The sequence below is a fragment of the Morganella psychrotolerans genome (genome assembly GCF_001676155.1).
Classification (GTDB): domain Bacteria; phylum Pseudomonadota; class Gammaproteobacteria; order Enterobacterales; family Enterobacteriaceae; genus Morganella; species Morganella psychrotolerans.
The window spans coordinates 1,198,441-1,219,963 of record NZ_LZEW01000001.1 but is presented as its reverse complement, the minus strand read 5'-3'; the positions used below and the strand labels follow the sequence as shown (position 1 = coordinate 1,219,963).

The 21,523-nt window shown below is 45.5% G+C and carries 23 protein-coding genes and 4 pseudogenes; 6 read left to right on the top strand and 21 right to left on the bottom strand.

Annotated features, from left to right (window positions below):
* Nucleotides 1–5: 5 nt before the first annotated feature.
* The gene (gene purN / locus AYY16_RS05980; RefSeq protein ID WP_067363328.1) at nucleotides 6–662 is read right to left on the bottom strand and encodes a phosphoribosylglycinamide formyltransferase; all 657 of its coding nucleotides are present in this window, start codon (nucleotides 660–662) and stop codon (nucleotides 6–8) included.
* Complete coding sequence (purM, locus tag AYY16_RS05975; protein WP_067364787.1) at nucleotides 662–1,702, bottom strand: phosphoribosylformylglycinamidine cyclo-ligase; 1,041 nt, start codon at nucleotides 1,700–1,702, stop codon at nucleotides 662–664. Before purM ends, purN begins: the two co-directional genes overlap by 1 nt.
* Before the next feature lie 253 nt (nucleotides 1,703–1,955).
* Here purM and upp point away from each other — a divergent pair.
* A pseudogene (gene upp / locus AYY16_RS05970) lies at nucleotides 1,956–2,583 on the top strand (uracil phosphoribosyltransferase).
* Between the two features lie 68 nt (nucleotides 2,584–2,651).
* Entirely contained in the window at nucleotides 2,652–3,941 is a 1,290-nt protein-coding gene (uraA, locus tag AYY16_RS05965) for a uracil permease (protein ID WP_067363322.1), read from the top strand.
* Between the two features lie 66 nt (nucleotides 3,942–4,007).
* On the opposite strand, the gene AYY16_RS21665 is transcribed toward uraA, so the two are convergent.
* The 5 genes and pseudogenes from AYY16_RS21665 to AYY16_RS05945 all read right to left on the bottom strand — a co-directional run bounded on the left by AYY16_RS21665 (nucleotide 4,008) and on the right by AYY16_RS05945 (nucleotide 5,884).
* Nucleotides 4,008–4,262: a hypothetical protein gene (locus AYY16_RS21665; protein ID WP_067363319.1), complete on the bottom strand. Its 255-nt coding sequence runs from the start codon at nucleotides 4,260–4,262 to the stop codon at nucleotides 4,008–4,010.
* The gene (locus AYY16_RS20905) at nucleotides 4,240–4,539 is read right to left on the bottom strand and encodes a hypothetical protein (RefSeq protein ID WP_067363316.1); all 300 of its coding nucleotides are present in this window, start codon (nucleotides 4,537–4,539) and stop codon (nucleotides 4,240–4,242) included. Before AYY16_RS20905 ends, AYY16_RS21665 begins: the two co-directional genes overlap by 23 nt.
* Before the next feature lie 43 nt (nucleotides 4,540–4,582).
* Nucleotides 4,583–4,708: pseudogene (locus AYY16_RS21660) on the bottom strand (hypothetical protein); the annotation flags it as partial.
* A 272-nt stretch (nucleotides 4,709–4,980) separates the two neighbouring features.
* Complete coding sequence (locus tag AYY16_RS05950; protein ID WP_067363313.1) at nucleotides 4,981–5,403, bottom strand: hypothetical protein; 423 nt, start codon at nucleotides 5,401–5,403, stop codon at nucleotides 4,981–4,983.
* Complete coding sequence (locus tag AYY16_RS05945) at nucleotides 5,360–5,884, bottom strand: two-partner secretion domain-containing protein (protein WP_156664955.1); 525 nt, start codon at nucleotides 5,882–5,884, stop codon at nucleotides 5,360–5,362. The genes AYY16_RS05950 and AYY16_RS05945 overlap by 44 nt, the downstream gene beginning before the upstream one ends.
* Before the next feature lie 393 nt (nucleotides 5,885–6,277).
* Here AYY16_RS05945 and hda point away from each other — a divergent pair, with 393 nt between their 5' ends.
* The gene (gene hda, locus AYY16_RS05940; RefSeq protein WP_150384645.1) at nucleotides 6,278–6,994 is read left to right on the top strand and encodes a DnaA inactivator Hda; all 717 of its coding nucleotides are present in this window, start codon (nucleotides 6,278–6,280) and stop codon (nucleotides 6,992–6,994) included.
* A 143-nt stretch (nucleotides 6,995–7,137) separates the two neighbouring features.
* Here the strand turns inward: hda and AYY16_RS05935 are convergent, their stop codons facing one another.
* From AYY16_RS05935 to bepA, 7 genes are all read right to left on the bottom strand, one after another.
* Nucleotides 7,138–7,530, bottom strand: a complete 393-nt coding sequence (locus tag AYY16_RS05935; protein ID WP_067363303.1) for a hypothetical protein — start codon at nucleotides 7,528–7,530, stop codon at nucleotides 7,138–7,140.
* Nucleotides 7,523–8,863, bottom strand: coding sequence for a phosphatase PAP2/dual specificity phosphatase family protein (locus AYY16_RS05930; RefSeq protein ID WP_067363300.1), 1,341 nt, complete (start codon nucleotides 8,861–8,863; stop codon nucleotides 7,523–7,525). The genes AYY16_RS05935 and AYY16_RS05930 overlap by 8 nt, the downstream gene beginning before the upstream one ends.
* Nucleotides 8,864–8,948: 85 nt before the next feature.
* The gene (locus AYY16_RS05925; protein WP_067363297.1) at nucleotides 8,949–10,715 is read right to left on the bottom strand and encodes a bifunctional alpha/beta hydrolase/class I SAM-dependent methyltransferase; all 1,767 of its coding nucleotides are present in this window, start codon (nucleotides 10,713–10,715) and stop codon (nucleotides 8,949–8,951) included.
* 2 nt (nucleotides 10,716–10,717) lie between these two features.
* Complete coding sequence (locus tag AYY16_RS05920; RefSeq protein WP_067363293.1) at nucleotides 10,718–11,347, bottom strand: CDP-alcohol phosphatidyltransferase family protein; 630 nt, start codon at nucleotides 11,345–11,347, stop codon at nucleotides 10,718–10,720.
* 246 nt (nucleotides 11,348–11,593) lie between these two features.
* A complete protein-coding gene (locus tag AYY16_RS05915) occupies nucleotides 11,594–12,145 on the bottom strand; it encodes a two-partner secretion domain-containing protein (protein ID WP_067363290.1) in 552 nt (183 codons plus the stop codon).
* 159 nt (nucleotides 12,146–12,304) lie between these two features.
* Nucleotides 12,305–12,661: an arsenate reductase (glutaredoxin) gene (gene arsC, locus AYY16_RS05910; protein WP_067363286.1), complete on the bottom strand. Its 357-nt coding sequence runs from the start codon at nucleotides 12,659–12,661 to the stop codon at nucleotides 12,305–12,307.
* A 15-nt stretch (nucleotides 12,662–12,676) separates the two neighbouring features.
* A complete protein-coding gene (gene bepA / locus AYY16_RS05905) occupies nucleotides 12,677–14,140 on the bottom strand; it encodes a beta-barrel assembly-enhancing protease (RefSeq protein WP_067363283.1) in 1,464 nt (487 codons plus the stop codon).
* Between the two features lie 136 nt (nucleotides 14,141–14,276).
* Between bepA and AYY16_RS05900 the strand changes: the two genes are divergently transcribed.
* Entirely contained in the window at nucleotides 14,277–15,359 is a 1,083-nt protein-coding gene (locus AYY16_RS05900) for an AI-2E family transporter (RefSeq protein ID WP_067363279.1), read from the top strand.
* Nucleotides 15,360–15,418: 59 nt separating this feature from the next.
* Here AYY16_RS05900 and AYY16_RS20900 read toward each other — a convergent pair whose 3' ends face one another.
* The 3 genes and pseudogenes from AYY16_RS20900 to AYY16_RS05885 form a co-directional block, all read right to left on the bottom strand.
* Nucleotides 15,419–15,814, bottom strand: coding sequence for a hypothetical protein (locus AYY16_RS20900; protein WP_067363276.1), 396 nt, complete (start codon nucleotides 15,812–15,814; stop codon nucleotides 15,419–15,421).
* 218 nt (nucleotides 15,815–16,032) lie between these two features.
* Nucleotides 16,033–16,743, bottom strand: a complete 711-nt coding sequence (locus tag AYY16_RS20895) for a filamentous hemagglutinin N-terminal domain-containing protein (RefSeq protein WP_067363274.1) — start codon at nucleotides 16,741–16,743, stop codon at nucleotides 16,033–16,035.
* 166 nt (nucleotides 16,744–16,909) lie between these two features.
* A pseudogene (locus AYY16_RS05885) lies at nucleotides 16,910–17,155 on the bottom strand (redoxin domain-containing protein); the annotation flags it as partial.
* Nucleotides 17,156–17,276: 121 nt separating this feature from the next.
* On the opposite strand from AYY16_RS05885, the pseudogene AYY16_RS05880 reads away from it, so the two are divergent.
* Nucleotides 17,277–17,564, top strand: a pseudogene (locus AYY16_RS05880) (AI-2E family transporter); the annotation flags it as partial.
* A gap of 59 nt (nucleotides 17,565–17,623) precedes the next feature.
* Here the strand turns inward: AYY16_RS05880 and AYY16_RS20890 are convergent.
* From AYY16_RS20890 to AYY16_RS05860, 4 genes are all read right to left on the bottom strand, one after another.
* The gene (locus AYY16_RS20890) at nucleotides 17,624–18,358 is read right to left on the bottom strand and encodes a hypothetical protein (RefSeq protein ID WP_067363267.1); all 735 of its coding nucleotides are present in this window, start codon (nucleotides 18,356–18,358) and stop codon (nucleotides 17,624–17,626) included.
* Entirely contained in the window at nucleotides 18,342–18,767 is a 426-nt protein-coding gene (locus tag AYY16_RS20885) for a two-partner secretion domain-containing protein (protein ID WP_235846250.1), read from the bottom strand. The genes AYY16_RS20890 and AYY16_RS20885 overlap by 17 nt, the downstream gene beginning before the upstream one ends.
* Nucleotides 18,768–19,123: 356 nt before the next feature.
* Nucleotides 19,124–19,594, bottom strand: coding sequence for a thioredoxin-dependent thiol peroxidase (gene bcp, locus AYY16_RS05865; protein ID WP_067363259.1), 471 nt, complete (start codon nucleotides 19,592–19,594; stop codon nucleotides 19,124–19,126).
* 37 nt (nucleotides 19,595–19,631) lie between these two features.
* Nucleotides 19,632–20,174 (bottom strand): ACT domain-containing protein, encoded by a 543-nt coding sequence (locus tag AYY16_RS05860; RefSeq protein WP_067363256.1) that lies wholly within the window; start codon nucleotides 20,172–20,174, stop codon nucleotides 19,632–19,634.
* 442 nt (nucleotides 20,175–20,616) lie between these two features.
* Here AYY16_RS05860 and dapA point away from each other — a divergent pair, with 442 nt between their 5' ends.
* A complete protein-coding gene (gene dapA, locus AYY16_RS05855; RefSeq protein ID WP_067363253.1) occupies nucleotides 20,617–21,516 on the top strand; it encodes a 4-hydroxy-tetrahydrodipicolinate synthase in 900 nt (299 codons plus the stop codon).
* The last annotated feature ends 7 nt before the right edge of the window (nucleotides 21,517–21,523 follow it).

The following is a 21,523-nucleotide window of genomic DNA, read 5'->3' as shown; positions in this document are numbered from 1 at the left end:
GACGATTACCCGGGGTGGTCAGTCAGACTAATTCCGTCCAGGCTCATTCCGTCCAGATAAGCGCCGTCATCACGCAGTGTGAGTCTGTCCTGCACAAACCAGTTTATGACCTGCGGATAAATCCGGTACTCTTCCTGCTGTACCCGCGCCGTCACGTTTTCTTCGGTATCGCCCGCAAACAACGGGATACGCGCCTGAAGAATAACCGGGCCGCCGTCTAATTCCTCAGTCACAAAGTGAACAGATGTACCGTGTTCGGCATCGTTATTGTCCAGTGCTTTGCGGTGGGTATGCAAACCCGGATATTTCGGCAGCAGAGAAGGGTGGATATTGAGCATGCGCCCGTAATAATGGCGGACAAACCCGGGACTCAGAATTCGCATATAACCGGCAAGAATAATCAGATCAGGCTGATAGTCATCAATATGCGTTTGTAACGCCGCATCAAATGTATCCCGCGAGCTGAACTGTGCCGGGCTGAGTGACAGCGCCGGTATCCCCGCAAGGCGCGCACGGGTTAATCCGTATGCGTCTTCTTTATTACTGAAAACAGCCACAATTACAGCATTGATTGCGTCAGGGCGCTGCGGGTTGCAGGCGTCAATTAACGCCTGCAAATTACTGCCGCTGCCGGAAACCAGAACGACAAGACGCTTTTTCATCAGCGGATAACAACCTGCGGCTCATCTTCACGGCAGACGGCGATATCGCCAATCTGCCATGCGGTTTCACCGGCTTCGGTCAGCAATGCAAGTGCGGCAGGTACAGACGCGACCGGCAGTGCGATTATCATACCGACACCGCAGTTAAAGGTGCGGTACATTTCATACTCATCCACATTGCCGGCGGTTTTCAGCCAGTTAAACACAGACGGCCATTGCCAGGATGCACCATCAATGCGCGCTTGTGTGCAGTCAGGTAATACACGCGGGATATTTTCCCAAAAACCGCCGCCGGTCAGATGCGCAATAGCATGTACATCGGTATTTGCGATAAGTTTCAGGATGGATTTCACATAAATCTTCGTCGGGGTCAGCAGGTGGTCTGCCAGTGATTTTCCGTCAAGCTCCGTTGTGGCAGGGTCTGTTTTGCTCACTTCCAGAATTTTACGGACCAGCGAATAGCCGTTAGAGTGTGGTCCGCTGGATGCAAGGGCAATCAGCGCGTCACCGGCGCGGACTTTGCTGCCGTCAATAATCTCTGATTTTTCAACCACGCCGACGCAGAACCCGGCAACATCATAATCATTACCGTGATACATGCCCGGCATTTCAGCGGTTTCACCGCCGACCAGTGCGCAGCCGGACTGTTTACAGCCTTCGGCGATACCGGTCACCACACGGGCGGCCGTATCCACATCCAGTTTTCCGGTTGCGTAGTAATCTAAGAAGAAGAGGGGCTCTGCTCCGCAAACGATCAGGTCATTCACACACATGGCAACCAAATCAATACCGATAGTATCGTGACGTGCCAGATCCATCGCCAGACGCAGTTTGGTTCCCACGCCGTCAGTGCCGGAGACTAACACCGGCTCCCGGTATTTTTGCGGTACTGCGCAAAGCGCACCGAAACCACCCAGTCCGCCCATCACTTCAGGACGGCGTGTTTCTTTGACAACATGCTTAATACGGGAAACTAAGGCATTACCGGCATCAATATCAACACCGGCATCTTTGTAACTCAGAGAAGTTTTGTCAGTCACTGCGGCCCCCAACGGCGATTGCAAGTAAGTGGGTGAATCGAAAACGTGATCATTCTAGCAGTCCGCGCAAACGATTGCGAGACTATTTGCGCCGGAATTTATGATATTGCGTCATGTCACATTTATTTATGTAACGAACATGAAACGCGTGATAGTTGACTAAAATCAACAAATGCAGGGTGGCGCTGCGGAAGAAAAGCGGTATAATCTCGCGATTTTTTTGTCCGCCAGGGCTTACACAGTAGGAGATCCCATGAAAGTCACCGAGGTTAAACACCCGCTCGTTAAACACAAACTTGGCCTGATGCGAGATCATGATATAAGCACAAAGCGCTTTCGTGAACTGGCCTCAGAAGTCGGTAGCCTGCTGACCTATGAAGCAACTTCAGACTTAGAAACTGAGACAGTGACCATTGAGGGCTGGTGTGGTCCGGTCGAAATCGAACAAATTAAGGGTAAAAAAAATTACCGTTGTGCCAATCCTGCGCGCAGGTATTGGTATGATGAATGGTGTGCTGGAAAGTATTCCGAGCGCACGCATCAGTGTTGTCGGTGTTTATCGTGATGAAGTCACGTTAGAAGCTGTGCCGTACTTCCAGAAATTAGCCTCTAATATTGAAGAGCGCATGGCGCTGGTGGTTGACCCGATGCTGGCAACCGGCGGTTCTATGATTGCCACGATTGACCTGCTGAAAAAAGCCGGCTGTACCGCAATTAAAATTCTGGTGTTGGTTGCGGCACCGGAAGGGCTGAAAGCGCTGGAAAAAGCACACCCGGATGTTGAGCTGTACACTGCCTCTGTTGACGATCACCTTAATGAGCACGGATACATTGTTCCGGGGCTGGGTGATGCAGGCGATAAGATATTTGGTACGAAATAATATAATGAGCCGACTTGATAGTCGGCTTTTTTTTGACATATCCCTGAGTAATCAATAAGAGGTTTAAGATGACGCGCCGCGTTATTGAAGTCGATGAACGTCCGCCACTGCTGGTCACAATCCCGTTAAGCCTGCAACACCTGTTTGCCATGTTTGGTGCCACTGTTCTGGTACCTATCCTCTTTCAGGTAAATCCGTCCACTATTTTATTGTTTAACGGTATCGGCACGCTGCTGTATCTGTTCATCTGTAAAGGAAAAATCCCTGCGTATCTGGGGTCAAGCTTTGCCTTTATTTCACCGGTACTGATTTTACTGCCTCTCGGCTATGAACTGGCGCTCGGCGGCTTTATTGTCTGTGGTCTGCTGTTTATGCTGGTAGCGGGGATTATCAAAATTGCGGGGCGCGGCTGGATAAACGTCCTGTTTCCGCCTGCGGCAATGGGCGCGATTGTTGCGGTTATCGGTCTTGAGCTTGCCGGAACCGCTGCCGGTATGGCCGGGCTGAAAGTCGCGGATGGTGCGTCACCGGACAGCACGACGCTGATTATCTCCCTGACCACCCTGGGCGTCACTATTATGGGCTCGGTGGTCTTCCGCGGTTTCCTGGCGATTATCCCGATCCTCATCGGTGTTCTGACCGGCTACATACTGTCTTTCTTTATGGGGGTGGTGGATTTAACCCCGATCAGTAACGCGCCATGGTTTGCATTACCGACATTTTATACGCCGCGTTTTGAATGGTTTGCCATTTTAACTATTTTACCGGCAGCACTGGTGGTGATCGCCGAGCACGTCGGGCATCTGGTGGTGACGGCAAATATTGTCAAACGTGACCTGATGAAAGACCCCGGTCTGCACCGCTCGATGTTTGCCAATGGGTTATCCACGGTCATATCCGGCTTTTTCGGCTCCACACCGAACACGACTTACGGCGAAAATATTGGTGTGATGGCAATTACCAAGGTGTACAGCTCCTGGGTTATCGGCGGGGCAGCTGTACTGGCGGTGCTTTTATCCTGTGTGGGTAAACTGGCAGCGGCGATTGCCGCCGTTCCTGTACCTGTGATGGGCGGCGTTTCTCTGCTGCTTTACGGGGTGATTGGTGCGTCCGGTATCCGTGTGCTGATTGATTCCAAAGTGGATTACAATAAGCCGCAAAACCTGATCCTGACTGCTGTTATCCTGATTATCGGGGTGAGCGGGGCGACCATCCACATTGGCGCAGCTGAACTGAAAGGCATGGCGCTGGCGACGGTTGTGGGTATCGGGCTGGCATTGATATTCCGTATTGTGAACATTCTGCGTCCGGAAGAGCGGGTGGTGGATGTGAATCTGGATGAAGTGAAGAAAGACTGATAATACTATCACCGGAGGATAAATTGTTTCCTCCGGTGATATCAACAGTACATTACTGATATATAATTAAAGGCTACCGTCCTTAAATATGACTTTTCCATTTCTGGTAATTCCCCGGTTATCGGAAAACTGTAAAGACAATTTTTCACCGGATATTTTACCGTCGTTATTAAAGTTGGATGAAATAACCATCCCGCGAATATTTCCTTTTATTACGCCATCATTATGAATATCAGTTTCGATAACATTAAAACTGATATTACCTGCCCGTATTTTAGTATTTTCATCAATAGATGTTTTATTTTTTTGACGGGATGCCATGCAGGTAGTTATAAACATTGGTCAGAGTCAGATGATTAGTTTGGATATTACTATTACTGACATCAATATTTTTACTGTTTAGTATTAATCGTTCAGCTATTTTTTTTGTAGTGTCTTTGATAACCAATGCGGATGTGCTGTCAGCATAACGACCAATAACCGCTTTTGAAGGAAGAACTGCCTGGCCAACAATAAGATTTGCAAGTGTTATATTTCTGAAACGACATGATGAAGAACAGACGATACCGTTCGGATTCACCAGTACAAATTTCGCCATTCAATTCAGACGCTGACCGGGAAACAACTTCATTTATGATGGTGTCCGCACCAATTTTGTTATTAAAAATAATGCCTTCATTACCAACATTAAATTCGTTATAGGTAATATGTGAAATGTGTGAGTTATCTTTCTGTAAAATGGTGATGATTTTTTTTATTATTATCATTGCTCAGTTTAGCCATATTATTAGCAATATTTATATTTGTACCAACGGCATTTGCGGATGATAACGGTGGCAGTATTAATAATGAAATTAACAGTCCTGGTTTGTTTATATAATATCCTTATGTTTATTTGAAATGAACGGAAAGATAGTTTATTTGAATAAATTTGTTGTTATGATCTCGTTCACTTTACTGTTAATTTTAAGTTGAAAACAAAAGGCAAAAACAGGTAGTCAGCCGGGCCATAAAGTATATGGTCCGGCTATGCATTGTTTTAATTTATTACTGTTTTCCCACCAGACCAGAAGATGTTGTTTTTATTCCCATCAATAACTTCATGTTTTTCAAAGTTAATAGATTTACTTCCCTGAATATATATATCACCGAAAAGGTAGGTTTGTGCGAATTTTCCGTTAACATGACCATTGTTTTTCAGTGATATATTGTTAAGGCTGCTATATGCATTTCCTGTCAGATGCCCATTGTTGATTATTGTCCCATTGTATGCATCAACCCGGATTTCATTAGCAATGATAATTGATTTGTTATCAATGTTAATTGAACTGGCATGTTTATAACCATCACCGTATGATGATCTTATGGTTTTTAAATTAATGTTTTTTGATTTTATATTGCTATTTTTTATTTCAATGTTACGCGAGATTAATGATAATTCTTCGGCTGAGTTTTGTTTCATGTTTCTGATGGATATTTTTTTTCCCTTTGCTTTCATATTCACTTATTTCAGGGTCTGTGAGATCATCATATTTTCCCGCTTTTCCTGCAATGAGATGGGTGTGGGACGTGTTGGTAAAACTACATGAAGAGCAGGTGATACCATTCGGATTAACTATAAGTAATTCAGCTTGCTGACCTCGGACAGTTATGTTTCCTGAAAGCCGTGTAAGTGAATCAGAAACGACTTCGTTGATAATAATATTAGCATTTATTTTATTATCAAATAGCAACCCTTTTTTTCCGACATTAAATTCATCATATTTAATGTGAGCACTACCTGAATTATCTTTTTCATTTACATTGATTGTTGGTATCTTATTTTTTGTTGATAACTCAGCATGGTTATTATTTATTTTTATTTTCATTCCATTTTTATATGTGTATTCACTACCTGTGGCGTAACTGGCTGAAGTAATAGATAATATTATTACGGCAAGCAAATTTATGTTTTTTTTTCATAAAATGTCCAAGTCAAAAATAAATAATCACTTTACGGAAGTGACGGGTGTTTAAGATAAAAAATTCATCATCAGTATTATAAAAACACTTCAGGTAAATTCTTTCATAAAAAACAGTATCTAATGAGTTAATTAATTTATCAGGTAAAAATTAAATAAAGTTTAAATAAAAAACCGTGTGATTTATTGATGGGCGATTCTTGCAACTCGTTATAAAAATAATCATCCGGAGTTTAAACTATTCAGAATGTCACTTAAAACGATCACCGGGAGAGACATTGCTGCGGCTTTTTGTATCACTGTGCAGGTGAATTGCGTTGTTGTGGTTCATTTATACGGTGAATTTATGGTAAACTACCTGCGTTTGTTCACCCGTTGGCAGAGGTCATTCTGAACACGCCGTCTCAGCTTTCACTACCACTCTCTCTCCCTGATGATGAAACGTTCACCAGTTTCTATGCAGGAGAAAATGCGTCGCTGTTATCTGCGATTCAGACGGCTATCGATCAGCCGCATGGCAGCTACCTTTATTTCTGGTCACGGGATGGCGGGGGAAAAAGTCATTTACTGCACGCAGCCTGTGCCCACGCGTCTTCCAAAAACAGTGCGGTCGGTTATGTCCCTTTAGATAAACGCGCCTGGTTTGTGCCTGAAGTGCTGGATGGCATGGAGCATCTGTCACTGGTCTGTATTGATAATATTGAGTGCATTGCGGGTGATGAAGAGTGGGAAATGGCGGTATTTAATCTCTATAACCGTATTCTTGAAACCGGCAAAACCTGTTTGCTTATCACCGGTGACCGCCCGCCGCGCCAGATCCCGTTACAACTGCCTGATCTTGCCTCGCGCCTTGACTGGGGACAGATTTACAAGCTCCACCCGCTGAGCGATGATGAAAAAATTCAGGCATTACAGTTGCGGGCAAAGCTGCGCGGATTTGAATTACCGGAAGATGTCGGCCGCTTTATTTTAAAACGCCTTGATCGCCAGATGCGCACCTTGTTTGACATGCTCGACCGGCTCGATCATGCCTCGATTGTGGCACAGCGCAAGCTGACTATTCCCTTTGTGAAAGATACCCTGCGCCTGTAGTTATATACCCTTATTCATTCAAACTGCAGGTGCGTTGGCGGAACGAGGATAGCCGGGTCACATACTTATGTATGCTCCCCGGCAATCGGAGCTTGCCGCCTTCCTGCATCCTGAATGACGTTGGGTATATACGCTGTCTGATCTCAGTTCATCAGCGTAATAACAGCGACTCCCCACTGAATCACCATACACAACGCACCCTGCTGAAACAGGCGCTTTGTGCCGGTCAGACGCTGTGCGTAGGATGTATGTTGCGCTCTGCCGGGGAACAGGGTTGTCAGTGTGTCGTCAAAGGCACTGTTTTCTTTTGTTTTTGCAAGGTGGCGGAACAAGTTGTGATCCAGCCACAGCCGGAAGATAAAATAGTTGGCGCACAGAAAAAACACAATTCCTGCCGCCATCTGATATTCACCGGAAAACCCGGAGATATACAGCATAAACTGGAAGAGAAACGCCAGACATGAAAGCCCCGCCAGATAACGCCAGCCCGCCGTAAAAATAACAATTACCTGATTATCATACGTTATATTATTCATTTTTATTTCCGTAACGGGCTGCCCAGCGGGTTAGTGCGGCAAGGGTTGGTTCCCGCAGTACAATCTGCGGGCGTGCTTGTCTGACTAACGCCAGCGCCTGTTGCAGGCTCTCCGCCATTCCCTGTCTCATCAGCCACGCAACCACCACTGTACTGCTGCGGGTGTAACCCAGCTTACAGTGAACATAAACCTGACCGGACTGCGCAAGCCTGGTCAGATGATACACTGCGGATTCAATCTCTTCTTCTGTCAGCGGGAAAAGATCCAACTGCGGCTGGCAATGATAAGCCAGATCTTTAGCATAACGGCTGCGGGGAAATTCACCGGTCATATCCAGAACGGCGGCAGCGGACAACGGTGCTTGCGGGTATCCTCCCAGCGCGATATGCGCATTTACCACACTGGTATGGCGGCACTGATGCGCATACCAATAATAGCTGATTAGCGCCAGAAGGCGATAAGGCAGTAACAGCACGGCGGCAGACGGGGAAATCTGCCCGTTTCTATCTTTCTGAAAGACAGAGGTTCCGGCACCGCAATAGCCTGCTGCCACACATAAAAAGGCCAGTGCGGGCCATAACAGCCACCAGCCCTGACCACCAATAACAGCGGCGGCAGTGGCAAGCAGCAGTCCGCCTGTCCCGTATCGCGCTGCTAACTGATAACCCCGGCGAATACGGTGGGTGCGCCATTGCCACTGTGTATTAACCGGCAGCAGATAACTGATCAGTACACCGACTGCACCGCCGGTAATAACATCAATAAAATGATGCTGCCAGGTGGTCAGGACAGAGATCAGGATAAGTGCGGACCACAGATGCAGAAACCACTGCCATTTTTGCGGTACATGCGCACGGAAACGCAGCCAAAGCAGCCACAGCAAAATAATGTGCAAAGATGGGGCCTGGTTAAACGGCAGGTCAAACATCTCCAGCTGATCAAACATCCAGCCGGCAGAGCCGTCTGTTTGTGGGCGGGGAAAACTGAATTTCAGCGGAAACAGCAGAAAACCGGCGCAGGCCGCCAGAGAGGCAGCTATCAGCCGCAGTCCGTGAATAAACTGCTCGCGCAGCGTGGTGCAGATAAACAGTGACAGCCCGTAAAAGAGATCAATGCTCCAGTACGGAATAATGGTCCACGGCAGGAAAGGGATATGGTGCTCCCAGCCGAAAGCAAGAGAGGGCACATCCGGCAGTGTTGCTGTATAACTGTTAACCTGTCCGTATGTCAGGAAAAAAAACGGTGCCAGAAACAGCAGCCAGAGCAGGGCCGCTCCCCACCGTTTCCGGCGGGAAGTAAACACCGGAGCAGGTATATCCGCTACATCAGCCATAGTATGTCAGTCCGTGAAAATATAGTATGTCAGTCCGCGAAAAATAAGCGGTGCGCACTGATGCGCACCTTAATTATTATTACTGTCAGCGGCGTTTTGCCACAGAGACACTGAATATTCCCCAGTTATCAATAAGCTGATCCAGTTTCTCAAATCCTGCTTTATCAACCAGTTCATCCATCTCACCCTGACTGCGGCAGCGCATCACCCATGCTTTACCGCCCTGATGGCTCGGCAGTACGCGGGCAATCATTTCAACCTGCGGATGCCATGGCTGGCAGGTATAAACCAGATAGCCGCCACTCTCAATTGCCTGTGCCAGCCCGGCAAGAGAATCACGTAACAAATTGTTATCAGGGAATAATTCATACAGTCCGCTCACCACGCCGAGCGTTGGTTTTGGTGTGACAGCGGCGAGATCGGCGGTATCAAAGGCATTGCCTTCCTCAAAACGGATTTTGTCTTCCAGGAATCGCTCTTTAATCTGAAGCCGTCCCTGTTCGACATTCACGGTGCTGTAATCACGCAGCAAAACAGACTCTATCTTACTGTAATCATTGATAGCATCAAAAATATAGCGACCCTGACCTGCGGCGATATCCATTATCCGTACCGGTGTTCCGCTTTCCTGTAATGCCCGGATCGTGCGGCGCAGAATTTTTTCAATATTCACTTTGCGCTGACGAATTCCCTGCCAGCCGATACTGTTCAGATATTGCCGGTCAACAATGCGCCCGAAAATACCTTTTCCCTGCGCCTGGTTGCGATAGACATAATCCAGTGTCGAGCCGGAATCAAATCCTTTGTCATAACCGATACTGACACCTTCTGAGGCCTTGCCGAGCGTGGACATCGCTTTGCTCAGTAATTTATAGCCCAGATTCTTCGGACAATAATCCGGCAGCGGTGCCTGTAATTCCCGGTAGGCATCAGCCCCGGCACTGCAGACATCTTCATGAGAATAATCATGCTGATAACGCGGCTCTGCAAACAGAGTGGTGATAAAACGGCGGATCTCCGCAATCGGGATATGGCGATCTTTTTCACCCAGGGTATCGTGATAAAACCCCGGCAAAATGTGTTTCTCTTTGATTGGCGTATTGAGCCGCTCATAAAACTGATATTGCGGTTTGTGATGCACAACATGGTCACTGCCGGAGATAAACAGTTGGGTTGGTACGGTAATCGCGGCGGCATCAGCGACCAGGCGGTCAGCGGTTTTATACAGCTCCAGCAGAATATTAACGGCAATAGGGCGGGTGATCAGCGGGTCGCGCTCAAAAGAGGCGATGCGCTGCGGGTCATGAGTCAGAAATTTGGCTTTTACATAAGAATTGACATAAAACAGCCCGCGAATTTTCTGCATCAATGCCAGCCCGCTGCGGGCAAACGGCACATACAGTTTTACTTTAAACGCCGGGGACGCCAGTACCAGCCCGCGAATTTTCGGCGCAAAATCATGCACCCAGCCGGTCAGGGTAACCGCGCCGACGCTTTGCCCGAGCACAATCATATTTTCGACAGGAATGGCATATTCCGCTGAAATAAATTTAATAAACTCATTGATATCATTTATGGACGTACCCATTGACGGGCTGTAGCCTCTGGGACCGTCGTTACGTCCGTGCCCGCGGGCGTCCGGGGCGAAGACGGCAAAATCCGGTAAATCCAGTTCATCAGCCAGATGCGCGACACGCCCGGAATGCTCATGTCCGCGGTGAAACAGCACAATTGCTTTATTTTCACCGGTGGCAGATGGCCAGTAACGGAAAAATAAACGCTGTTGATCACTGGTACTGAATTGAGATTCAATGCTTTCGCGCTGAGTTGGATAATCAGAAGATAAACTCATAATCAGTCCTTTTGAGATACGTCTTGTTGCGTACATTCCTGCAACGCACGGCGGATACGGTTATAACAGGTATAAAATAACAGTGCGGACAGTATGGCAAACAGCACCGGAAATACTGCCGCTGAGAGAGATAACGGAAAAATAGCCGCCCACAGCCCGAGCGCACCAAATACAAATGCGCGGTCACTTTTACCTGCGGGACCGTCATAGCGGCGGGATGCGCCGATAGTCTGTGCCAGCACACCTATAAACTCTGTCAGCAGGGATAAAAAGAGGATTAGCAATATCCAGCCTGTGCAGGCGGGAAACAGCAGAACAAACGGGAAATACAGCGCGGTATCAGAAATCACATCACCAAGCTCATTGAGTATCGCCCCGAAACGGCTTTTTTGATTATGTTCACGCGCCAGCATACCGTCGATGGCATTCAGCGCCATGCGGATAAACAGAACAACAGGCAGCAGCAGAAAAAGTGGCGGGACAGGAAAGAGAAACAGGACAATGCCGGTCAGAACGCAAAGGCATAATGCCGAGAGCGTAATCTGATTTGCCGTTACCCCGGCATCATAAAGCCGGACAACAAGGGGGCGTAACAGACTCTGAAATTTCGGCTTTAAGTCATAGATGGTCATTCTTTATCCCTGATGACGCGTATAATTTTGAATTAATTATGTATATATCAATACGTGATTCCGGCATCGTCACAATAAGAGTTTTCTTAAGTTATTGCGCTGCGGCGTAATCATCTGTTCATTGTGATGATAAAAAGTATGACAGTATGATGAAGGGAAAGTTTCCGGCGGAAAACGGATGTGATGGGGAAATAAACAGATAAGGGAAGCATTGCTGCGGTATAACCCGCAGCAGGATAGTGGTTATTACGGTGCTGAGAATGAAATATTATGGCGGATATCTGTGAGTCTGTCTGATGCTTTCGCCGGTATCACACCACGGAATATTGTCTTTTTATTCAATGAATTGACCAGGACAGGCAGCGTTTTACGGTGAGTATAAATTGTTGTACCGGTTGAGGTGCAACCGTGGCAGTTTACGCCGTTCGGATTGACAATCAGCAAGCTGGCTTTGCCTCCTGCGATGTGGGTATTTCCCCATAAATTGGTGACTTTATTGCCGATAACTTCATTGATAATGGTGGCCGCATTTTCATTATTAATGATGGTTAAACCTTTACGTCCAACATTATATTCTTCAAATATATTATGAGATATGCCACGGTTATTTGGTGAGTTAATCTCTAAGACGGGCTTTCCGGACGTATCTTCAAACAGTGAAGTCTGTGCATCCGGGCTTACCACACGTATTTTTTCGCCATTCCGGTAGGTATATTCCATTTCTCCCGGACCTGCTACAGAGTGAGCAGAAAATGCAGCAACTGAGATGAATGATAATGCAGCTAATGTCTTTTTCATGATTGATTCCTTTAATCATTTTGTTGAGCAGTGTTAACTGAGCAAAATGTATCATCAGAAATAAATAACGATTTCATAAAAAGAACATTATTGATTTTGTGAGAATGCGGCGCATCAGAAAATATCCCCCGGGATAATTGCCGGGGGATGGACAACCGTTTAGTTAATAATTTCCAGCACCTGCTCCGGTGGGCGACCCAAACGGGCAAGCTTCCCGTTAACGACAACAGGGCGCTCAATGAGTTTCGGATTGTCATGCATTGCCTGAATTAATGCATCCTGGCTCGTGACGTCTGCCAGACCCAATTCGCTGTAAATTGCTTCTTTGGTACGCATCAGCAGGCGGGCATCATCAAATGTCAGCTTTTTAAGCAGGTTTTTAATCTCTGCAACAGAGGGGGCGGTGTCCAGATAGAGAATCACCGCAGGTGTTACTCCGTGCGCTTCCAGCAATGCGAGGGTTTCGCGGCTCTTGGAGCAGCGCGGGTTATGCCAGATGGTGACTGTGTCTGTCATGGTTTTCCTCATTGATTATTTAAATTGTTTGAATTGCATCTGTAACTGGCGGATTTGGTCAATCCGCGCATCATAACGCGCCTGGTCATAACTGTTGAGCTTTGTCTGGCGGCTGGCTTCGGTCAGGCTGCGGACAGAGCCGTCAAAATCACCCATTAAGTTCTGGTATTCCGCGCGGGCGGCGAGTTCATCAGCGCGATGCCCGGCTTTACCGCCTGCTTCTGCCAGTAAATCCCAGCCGCTCGGGTCAGACGGATAATCAAAGGTATAATTGCGCAGGATTTTTGTTGCCTTATCATACTGTTTATTCTGAATATAGGCATTGCCGAGGTTAATCCGGTAAACCGGATTTCCCGGGTCCCGCTTTATGGCATTTTCCAGCCGGGTGACGGCGGATTGTGTTTTATTCAGTCCGATATCGACATCCGTCATGACATCAATAAACCAGACATTATTGGGCTCTGCCGCCAGAAGTTTTGTCAGAATTTGCGAGGCCGCATCATATTTATTGTCGCGGTACAGCAAAATTGCCCGCGCGTAATCCGCGGCCATCTGTTCTTTACTGTTGCCCTTGCTGTAATTGTCTATCATTTGATCGGTGGCATTACGCAGGGGCTGTCCGCCGTACATACTCATTGCCCGGGCGCGGGCGAGCAGAAAATCAAGTGATTGCGGCGGATTTTTACGGGTCATCTGGTTGGCACGGTTACGCGCATCAGCAAGCCTGCTGTCCGGCAGGGGGTGAGTTAACAGCATTTCCGGTGGTTTGGAGCTGTAGCGGGACATATCCACCATAATGGTCATGAAATCCGGCATCCCCTGCGGGTCAAATCCGGAACGGCTCAGCGTTCCCATGCCGATACGGTCAGCTTCCTGCTCATTTGACTGAGTAAAACTGATCATATTTTGCTGAATTCCTGCCATTGTTGATGTCATCGCTGCCGCCCCGACGGGCGTTCCGGTCATCAGCAGCAGAATTGAACCAAGTGTTGCCGCCCAGGCCAGCGGGGCTTTATTTTTTTGATCTTCCATCATGCGGGCAAGGTGGCGCTGGGTTACGTGAGCAATTTCGTGCGCCATTACTGAGGCGAGCTCGCTTTCCGTCAGACTGTAGCGGAACAGTGAGGTGTGCAGCACCACATTGCCGCCGAAGAAGGCAAAGGCGTTGATATTCGGATTGGCTATCAGAAAGAAATTAAACGGGGTTTTTACCGCATCGGCGTTGGAGACTAATTTTTGCCCGAGGGTGTTAACATATTGCAGTAAAACAGGATCATAGACCATTGGTGAGCTACTGCGTATCATCCGCAGATAAAAATCGCCCATCAGGTTTTCCTGCCCGATACTGAGTGTGCCTCCGGCGGTTGTGCCGATTTCCGGTAGTGCATCCTCAATGGCGGCATGCGCAACAGGCAGCGTCGGTAATGTCAGGATGACAGCCAATAAGGCTGCTAACGGTTTTTTCAGAAACGAATTCATAGGATGACGTCTTCCCCGTTAATTATCACTGGTAATAATTCGTGTATCATAGCAAACACTCAAGTAAAATCCTCACACAGACTGCCCGGGTGGCAGGAATTGTCAGATTTACGCCACTAAGCCAAGGAGCAGTACAGTGCTGGATTTAATCATACAATGGTACCGACGGCGGTTTGCCGATCCCCAGGCAGTAGCTTTGACCGTCATTTTGCTGGCAGGTTTCGGAATTATTTATTTTTTCAGCGGTATCTTAGCGCCGCTGCTGATAGCCATTGTGCTTGCCTATCTGCTGGAGTGGCCGATTCATCAGCTGGAAAAACGGGGATGCCCGCGCAAAATGGGGATTGGCCTGATCCTGAGCCTGTTTATCGGGATCAGTGTGCTGGTTATCTTTATTCTTGCGCCAACCGTCTGGAGCCAGGGACGTAACCTGTTGCTGGATATGCCGAATATGTTCAGCCGGTTCAACGAATTTGCCCGCGGACTGCCGGATCGCTTCCCTGCATTAATGGATGTGGGTTTGATGGATATGATCCTCGACAATGCACGCAGTAAGCTGCTCTCAGTCGGGGATTCAGTGGTGAAAATGTCGCTGGCGTCGCTGGTGGGATTACTGGCACTGACAATTTATCTGATTTTAGTGCCGCTGATGATTTTCTTTTTACTGAAAGACAAAGAGCAGATGCTGCGCGGATTTCAGCGTATTCTGCCACGTAACCGTTCCCTTGCCGGTCAGGTCTGGCAGGAGATGAATCAGCAGATCTCCAACTATATCCGCGGCAAAGTCACAGAGATGATTATTGTTGGTGTCTGTACTTACATTGTGTTTGCAGTGGTCGGTCTGAATTATGCGCTGTTGCTGGCGGTGCTGGTCGGGGTTTCGGTTCTTATTCCGTATGTGGGCGCGGTCATTGTCACGGTTCCGGTGGTGTTGGTCGGGTTATTTCAGTGGGGGCTAACATCTGATTTCTGGACAATGTTTATTGCTTACCTTGTGGTTCAGGGGCTGGATAGTAATATTCTGGTGCCGATTTTATTCTCAGAGGCCGTTAATCTGCATCCGCTGGTGATCATTCTCTCAATTATTATTTTTGGCGGCTTGTGGGGATTCTGGGGAATATTCTTTGCTATCCCGCTGGCAACACTGATTAAAGCGGTTATTCATGCCTGGCCGGAAGAAGTGACTCCTGACGATATACAGTCCATTCCCAAAAAATAACCAAAAAAATAAAAGTGATGTTTTTAGAAAACATCACTTTTGGTTATTCACAAAAAAAATTACATATTTAAAATCTTGTTGGAAACTAAAATCTTGTTATCTCCAAAGGTATAAAATCCGTTAATGCTATCGACATCTAATTCAGAACGAACTTCAAAAGTATTATTGTTGATCATTCTGACTGTACTGGCCTTTATATCAATCTTATCCGACAATATAGTGCCTTCGTTTGAAATTAGTACATTATCGTATTGATTTCCTGTAACACTTAATCGGAAAATTGAAAATAGCCCATTGTTATTTATAATTAATGAGTTGTCGCGTAAGGAATAAGTATATTCATCGGGGCCACGTTGTATATTTTGTTTTACATTCAGGCTGTTGATTAATATATTGTCGATTGAAAGAGAATCAGAGTCAGATTCGTTGTGGTTATTAATTTTGAAGTCACCCATGTAATTGACATTCAGCCTATTTGCATGGAATTTTTTTATTGTTACTTATAGTGGCGTCTTTCGCGTTAATATCAATTTCTGATGATTTTAAATAACCATTATTAGATAGCTCAGAATTCATCAAATTAAGTCGAGTGTTAGTGGAAATAATACTGCCATTATTTATCAGAGCGGCGTTGTCTGCATTAATAACCAACTTCCCACGTATTTCAGTATTGTCACCAATAGATAATAATGGACGGGTGTATACGGTGTAATCTTTTTTTTTCTTTGGTTAAGTTTACATCAGTAATCTGATATTTTAATTTATCTGAAAAATCAATAACATCCATGCCAATGTTAATCTTTGTTTCAGGCGAATTAATATAAGAGTTGTTTAATTCTATATTCTTTCCGGTTAACGTAAGTTTATTTTTTATCGTATCTTTTTTGACATTATTGACGATAACATCGTTTGTTATATTTTTAAAACCAGTTAGTTTTCCGGTAGTAACATCAGGCACCGTATTTCCGGCTAAAAGTGTCAAATGACTAACATTGGATACCGCACAATTGTTGCAGTTAATACCATTTGGATTAGCGATGACCAGGCTGGCTTGTTTACCAATAATCGCTGTTTTACCTTTAAGCTGGCTGATATTCGTTCCGGTCACCTCGTTGATGATCACACGGGCGGACGGTGCGTTATCAATATTCAGTCCACGTTTTCCTACATTAAATTCAGAAAAATAGTTATGCGAAATACCATTTGAATTTGGTGCGGTGATGGATTGTGTTGGTTTATTATTTTTTATTTGAATATTGACATCAGGTGAGACTTGATCAACTGTAATTTTATAACCATTGCGGTAGGTAAAATCCTGGGTTGCTGCAGATAAATAAGCGGGTGCTAAAAATAATAATGCAGTGGCGATTTTTGTTAATTCCATTAAATATCCCTTTTAACATAATGACATCATTGTCAGCAGGGAGACAATACCATATCATTTCTTCACAAAGTATTAATATTATATTTAGGTTCATTTTTTATAAGTAAAGAACTTAAATATAAAAAACACTACCGGGGATAGTATTTTTATAATTCTGGTGAATAAATTAACTGTGTGATTTCAGGTGATCGGGCACAACCTGTTCGTGATCACTGGTTTTAAATTTATCAAATACATGTTCTATTTTTCCGTCAGTACCAATTAAGAAGCTGATACGGTGGATACCATCATAGGTTTTCCCCATAAACTGCTTCTCGCCCCAGACGCCGAACGCTTGTGCGACTTCGTGATCTTCATCTGACAGCAAAGTGAAATTCAGCAGCTCTTTTTCAGCAAACAGGAACAACTTCTCAGTTTCCAGCAGAGCGGACGTGCTGTTATCATCCTGGCGGGTTTTTGACACCCGCCCGGCCAGGGTGTAATCCAGTTTCATCAATAAATTGGTAAACTATTCGACCAGCCCTGCCGCATCTCTTGTCGGGGTATTTCAGTGGGGGTTAACCTCAGATTTCTGGACGATGTTTATTGCCTACCTTGTGGTTCAGGGACTGGACAGTAATATTCTGGTGCCGATTTTATTCTCAGAGGCGGTCAATTTACATCCGCTGGTGATTATTCTCTCGATTATTATTTTTGGCGGTCTGTGGGGATTCTGGGGGATATTCTTTGCTATCCCGCTGGCAACATTAATTAAAGCGGTTATTCATGCTTGGCCGGAAGAAGTGATCCCCGATAATATAAAAAATGATACCGGAAAATAATTAAATTATATTTAAAAGGTGATGTTTTTATTAAAACATCACCTTTTATTTAATCAGATTTACATATTAAAATCATGAGTGGTCGCGGTAATATTCTCATGATTAATGCCGTTGCCAAAGGTGCCAAGAATACCATGAACAGTTGAACCGGCCTTAACCGCTAATAGATCTTCATTATGGAGTCTGACAGAACCGCCGTTTATATTAACAAGGCCAGCCCCCATTATTTTTTTGTTTTTAATATTAATGGTATCGTGACTTCCATTGATATTGAATGAACTAACATAGAAAGAAGATTCATTATCAATTGTGAGTGTATTATCACGATAAACGCCCTGGTACTCACTATTATTAAGGTCAATCAGGTTGTTAATATTATTACTTGTCAGTGTCAGAGTACCGACACTGAACGTACTTTTACCAGCCATAGCAACGTTGTTGGATAAAGAAAAATCACCATTGTATGTTCCGGATAATTGTTTCGCAAACAATGTATTGCTATTGGAAATACTACCACCTTTAGCATTTACATTAATTGTGCTTGCTTTTATATATCCATCATTCATAAATTCAGAGTGTAATAAATTTAAGTTCACTGTATTGCCGGTGATCACCCCATCATTAGAAAAAGACGAATTTGTTGCATTAACAGTAAGATTGCCTTTTATTTTTGTATCTTCATCAATTCCGGATGCTGAATAGGTTTTTGCTTCATTAATCAGATGTCCCCGGTCGAGTTTTTGTTCGGCAATTTGCGATGTGATTTTATCAGAAAAATCAATTTTTTTCGGCACCAATATTAAGTGTTGTCATTGGCGCATCAATATAAGCGTTTCTGATGTCAGCACTGACGGCTGTAATGGTTAAATTACTTTGGATGTCTTTACTTTTTACATTATTAACTAAAACATCACCTGATATATTTTTAAAACCGGTTAATTTCCCGGTCGCAACATCAGGCGCCGTATTTCCGGCTAAAAGTGTCAGGTGGCTGACATTGGATACACCACAATTGTTGCAGTTAATACCATTAGGGTTAGCGATAATCAGGCTGGCTTGTTTACCCATAACGGCCATTTTGCCGTCAAGGTGACTGATATTTGATCCGGTTACTTCGTTGATAATCACCCGGGCAGATGGTGCGTTATCAATGTTCAGTCCGCGTTTTCCCACATTGAATTCAGAAAAATAGTTATGCGAAATACCATTTGAATTTGGTGTGCTGATTGATTGTGTCGGTTTATTATTTTTTTATTTGAATACTGACGTCAGGTGAGGTCTGATCAACTGTGATTTTATAACCATTACGGTAGGTAAAATCCTGGGTTGCCGCAGATAAATAAGCGGGCGCTAAAAATAATAATGCAGTGGCAATTTTGGTTAACTTCATTAAATATCCCTTTTAACATAATGACATCATTGTCAGCCGGGAGACAATACCATATTATTTTTTTTCACAAAATAGTAATGTGATACGTAGGTTCATTTATTATAAATAAATGGCTTAAATATAAAAAACACTATCCGGGGATAGTGTTTTTATAATTCTGGCGAATAAATTAACTGCGTGATTTCAGGTAATCGAGTACAACCTGTTCGTGATCACTGGTTTTAAATTTATCAAACACATGTTCTATTTTTCCGTCAGTACCAATTAGGAAGCTGATACGGTGGATACCATCATAGGTTTTCCCCATAAACTGCTTCTCGCCCCAGACGCCGAATGCTTGTGCGACTTCGTGGTTTTCATCTGACAGCAAAGTGAAATTCAGCAGCTCTTTTTCAGCAAACCGGGACAACTTCTCAGGTTTGTCTGTACTGATCCCCAGTACTTCAACGTTGAACTGTTTCAGGTCATCCATGTTATCGCGCAGACCACACGCCTGGACGGTACAGCCCGGTGTCATGGCTTTAGGATAAAAATAAACCAGTACACGCTGACCGTGATAATCAGCAAGACTGATTGACTCACCATCTTGGTCAGGAAGGCTGAATTGTGGCGCCTTATCACCGGCGTTCAATGGGCTCATTACATACTCTCCGTAAACGTAATTATAAATATAAGAATTAATGACTTATCAGGGTAACATTGCCTTCGGCCTGTAATTCAGCACAAAGACAGGTAAATTGATGTTGCAATATATCCGTGTTTTCACCCGTAGGGTGATGGGCAGTAATCTGAATTTCCAGCAGGGCGGACGTGCTGTTATCATCCGGCCGGGTTTTTGACACCAGCTCGGCCAGGGTGTAATCCAGTTTCATAAATAAATTGGTAAACCGTTCGACCAGTCCTGCCGCATCCGCCACTGTTATCCGGGCGCTGACGCCGGTGGTTGCTGTCGGCTGGTGTCCGCGCTGAGTCCGCTTCATCACTGTCAGCAGATCTAACTCTGCTGCCAGCACAGGAAGGGTGGACTCCAGCATGGCTACGGCATTCCAACTGCCGGACAGCATCATGATAAAGGTAAATTCCTCACCAAAAATCGCCAGGCGGCTGTCTTCGATATTACAGTCACACTGTCCGGCATGGCGGGTAATTGCATTAACAATCCCCGCGCGATCCCGTCCCAGAGCTGTGATAACCAGATATTGCTGATCGTGTTGCGGCAAACCCACATTCCTCTTCTGACATCATGAATGTGTTAAACATAAAGAAAGATAAGGCCGATGGCAATAACCTGTTTGGTGCTCTGTGGTAATAATCAAATGATTGCGTCATATCAAGCATACCCGATACAGACACGCTATCATGTGTTCCGCTGATTTACCGGTTAAAAAAGCGGACATTATTACTTCTTTTTAAGGTCTGGCGCCGGGTATTAACAAAATTCATTAAAAACGTACAGTTAGGGAGTTTTTTTTCTGTGCAACTAAGAAGTACCATTAAATTGATGCCACATATACCCAACGTCATTCAAGATGCAGGCAGGCGGCAAGCTCCGACCACCGGGGAGCATACATTGGTATGTGACCCGGCTGGATGAGCGCAGCTAACGAACCTGCAGTTTGAATGAATAAGGGTATATTTATCCGATTGATGAGGGTTTTGTACATGTCACACGTAAATGAAGTTTTAAAAGGCAGTATTGTTGCGATGGTTACACCACTGGATACACAGGGTCGTGTTGACAAGGCGGGTCTCAAAAAGTTAGTGGATTATCATGTTGCAGCAGGAACCTCTGCGATTGTGGCAGTCGGAACCACCGGCGAGTCTGCCACGCTGTCCCATCAGGAGCACGTTGATGTGGTGTTGGCGACGCTTGAGTTTGCGGCAGGGCGCATTCCGGTGATTGCCGGAACAGGGGCAAATGCCACAAATGAAGCCGTCTGGTTTACGGAACAATTTGAAAATACTGGAATTGCTGCTTGTCTGACGGTTACACCTTATTATAATAGACCCTCTCAGGAAGGGCTGTACCAGCACTTTAAAATGATTGCGGAGAATACCGCATTACCGCAAATTCTGTATAATGTGCCAACGCGTACCGGCTGTGATATGTTACCTGCAACTGTTGCCCGCCTGGCAAAACTGGACAATATTGTTGCAATTAAAGAAGCAACCGGGAACTTAAGCCGTGTCAGTGAAATCAAAACCCTGGTAAATGATGAAAATTTCATTCTGCTTAGTGGTGATGATGCCTCTGCGCTGGATTTCACGTTGCTGGGCGGAAGAGGCGTGATTTCTGTGACAGCCAATGTGGCGGCAGCAGAAATGGCAAAAATGTTTGATCTCGCTCTGCGCGGTGAATTCAGCCAGGCGCGTGTGATTAACAATCAACTGATGGACCTGCATCACAATTTATTCTGTGAACCAAGCCCGTCACCGGTGAAATGGGCCTGTCATCAGCTGGGTCTGATCGCGGAGCAGACATTGCGTCTGCCGCTGTTACCTCTCACACAAGCGGGGCAGAAGACGATCGGGCAAGCCATGAAGACGGCCGGCATACGATAATACTTTA

Excerpts from the sequence above, each read along its gene's own strand:
- AYY16_RS05935 (WP_067363303.1), bottom strand. The coding sequence starts at position 7,530 with ATGAATAATATAACGTATGATAATCAGGTAATTGTTATTTTTACGGCG.
- AYY16_RS05920 (WP_067363293.1), bottom strand. The coding sequence starts at position 11,347 with ATGACCATCTATGACTTAAAGCCGAAATTTCAGAGTCTGTTACGCCCC.
- dapA (WP_067363253.1), top strand. The coding sequence starts at position 20,617 with ATGTCACACGTAAATGAAGTTTTAAAAGGCAGTATTGTTGCGATGGTT.
- AYY16_RS05915 (WP_067363290.1), bottom strand. The coding sequence starts at position 12,145 with ATGAAAAAGACATTAGCTGCATTATCATTCATCTCAGTTGCTGCATTT.
- AYY16_RS05950 (WP_067363313.1), bottom strand. The coding sequence starts at position 5,403 with ATGAAACAAAACTCAGCCGAAGAATTATCATTAATCTCGCGTAACATT.
- bepA (WP_067363283.1), bottom strand. The coding sequence starts at position 14,140 with ATGAATTCGTTTCTGAAAAAACCGTTAGCAGCCTTATTGGCTGTCATC.
- AYY16_RS05930 (WP_067363300.1), bottom strand. The coding sequence starts at position 8,863 with ATGGCTGATGTAGCGGATATACCTGCTCCGGTGTTTACTTCCCGCCGG.
- uraA (WP_067363322.1), top strand. The coding sequence starts at position 2,652 with ATGACGCGCCGCGTTATTGAAGTCGATGAACGTCCGCCACTGCTGGTC.
- AYY16_RS20905 (WP_067363316.1), bottom strand. The coding sequence starts at position 4,539 with ATGGCGAAATTTGTACTGGTGAATCCGAACGGTATCGTCTGTTCTTCA.
- AYY16_RS20895 (WP_067363274.1), bottom strand. The coding sequence starts at position 16,743 with ATGGAATTAACAAAAATCGCCACTGCATTATTATTTTTAGCACCCGCT.
- purN (WP_067363328.1), bottom strand. The coding sequence starts at position 662 with ATGAAAAAGCGTCTTGTCGTTCTGGTTTCCGGCAGCGGCAGTAATTTG.
- bcp (WP_067363259.1), bottom strand. The coding sequence starts at position 19,594 with ATGAGCCCATTGAACGCCGGTGATAAGGCGCCACAATTCAGCCTTCCT.
- AYY16_RS20900 (WP_067363276.1), bottom strand. The coding sequence starts at position 15,814 with ATGGGTGACTTCAAAATTAATAACCACAACGAATCTGACTCTGATTCT.
- AYY16_RS21665 (WP_067363319.1), bottom strand. The coding sequence starts at position 4,262 with ATGGCATCCCGTCAAAAAAATAAAACATCTATTGATGAAAATACTAAA.
- arsC (WP_067363286.1), bottom strand. The coding sequence starts at position 12,661 with ATGACAGACACAGTCACCATCTGGCATAACCCGCGCTGCTCCAAGAGC.
- AYY16_RS05925 (WP_067363297.1), bottom strand. The coding sequence starts at position 10,715 with ATGAGTTTATCTTCTGATTATCCAACTCAGCGCGAAAGCATTGAATCT.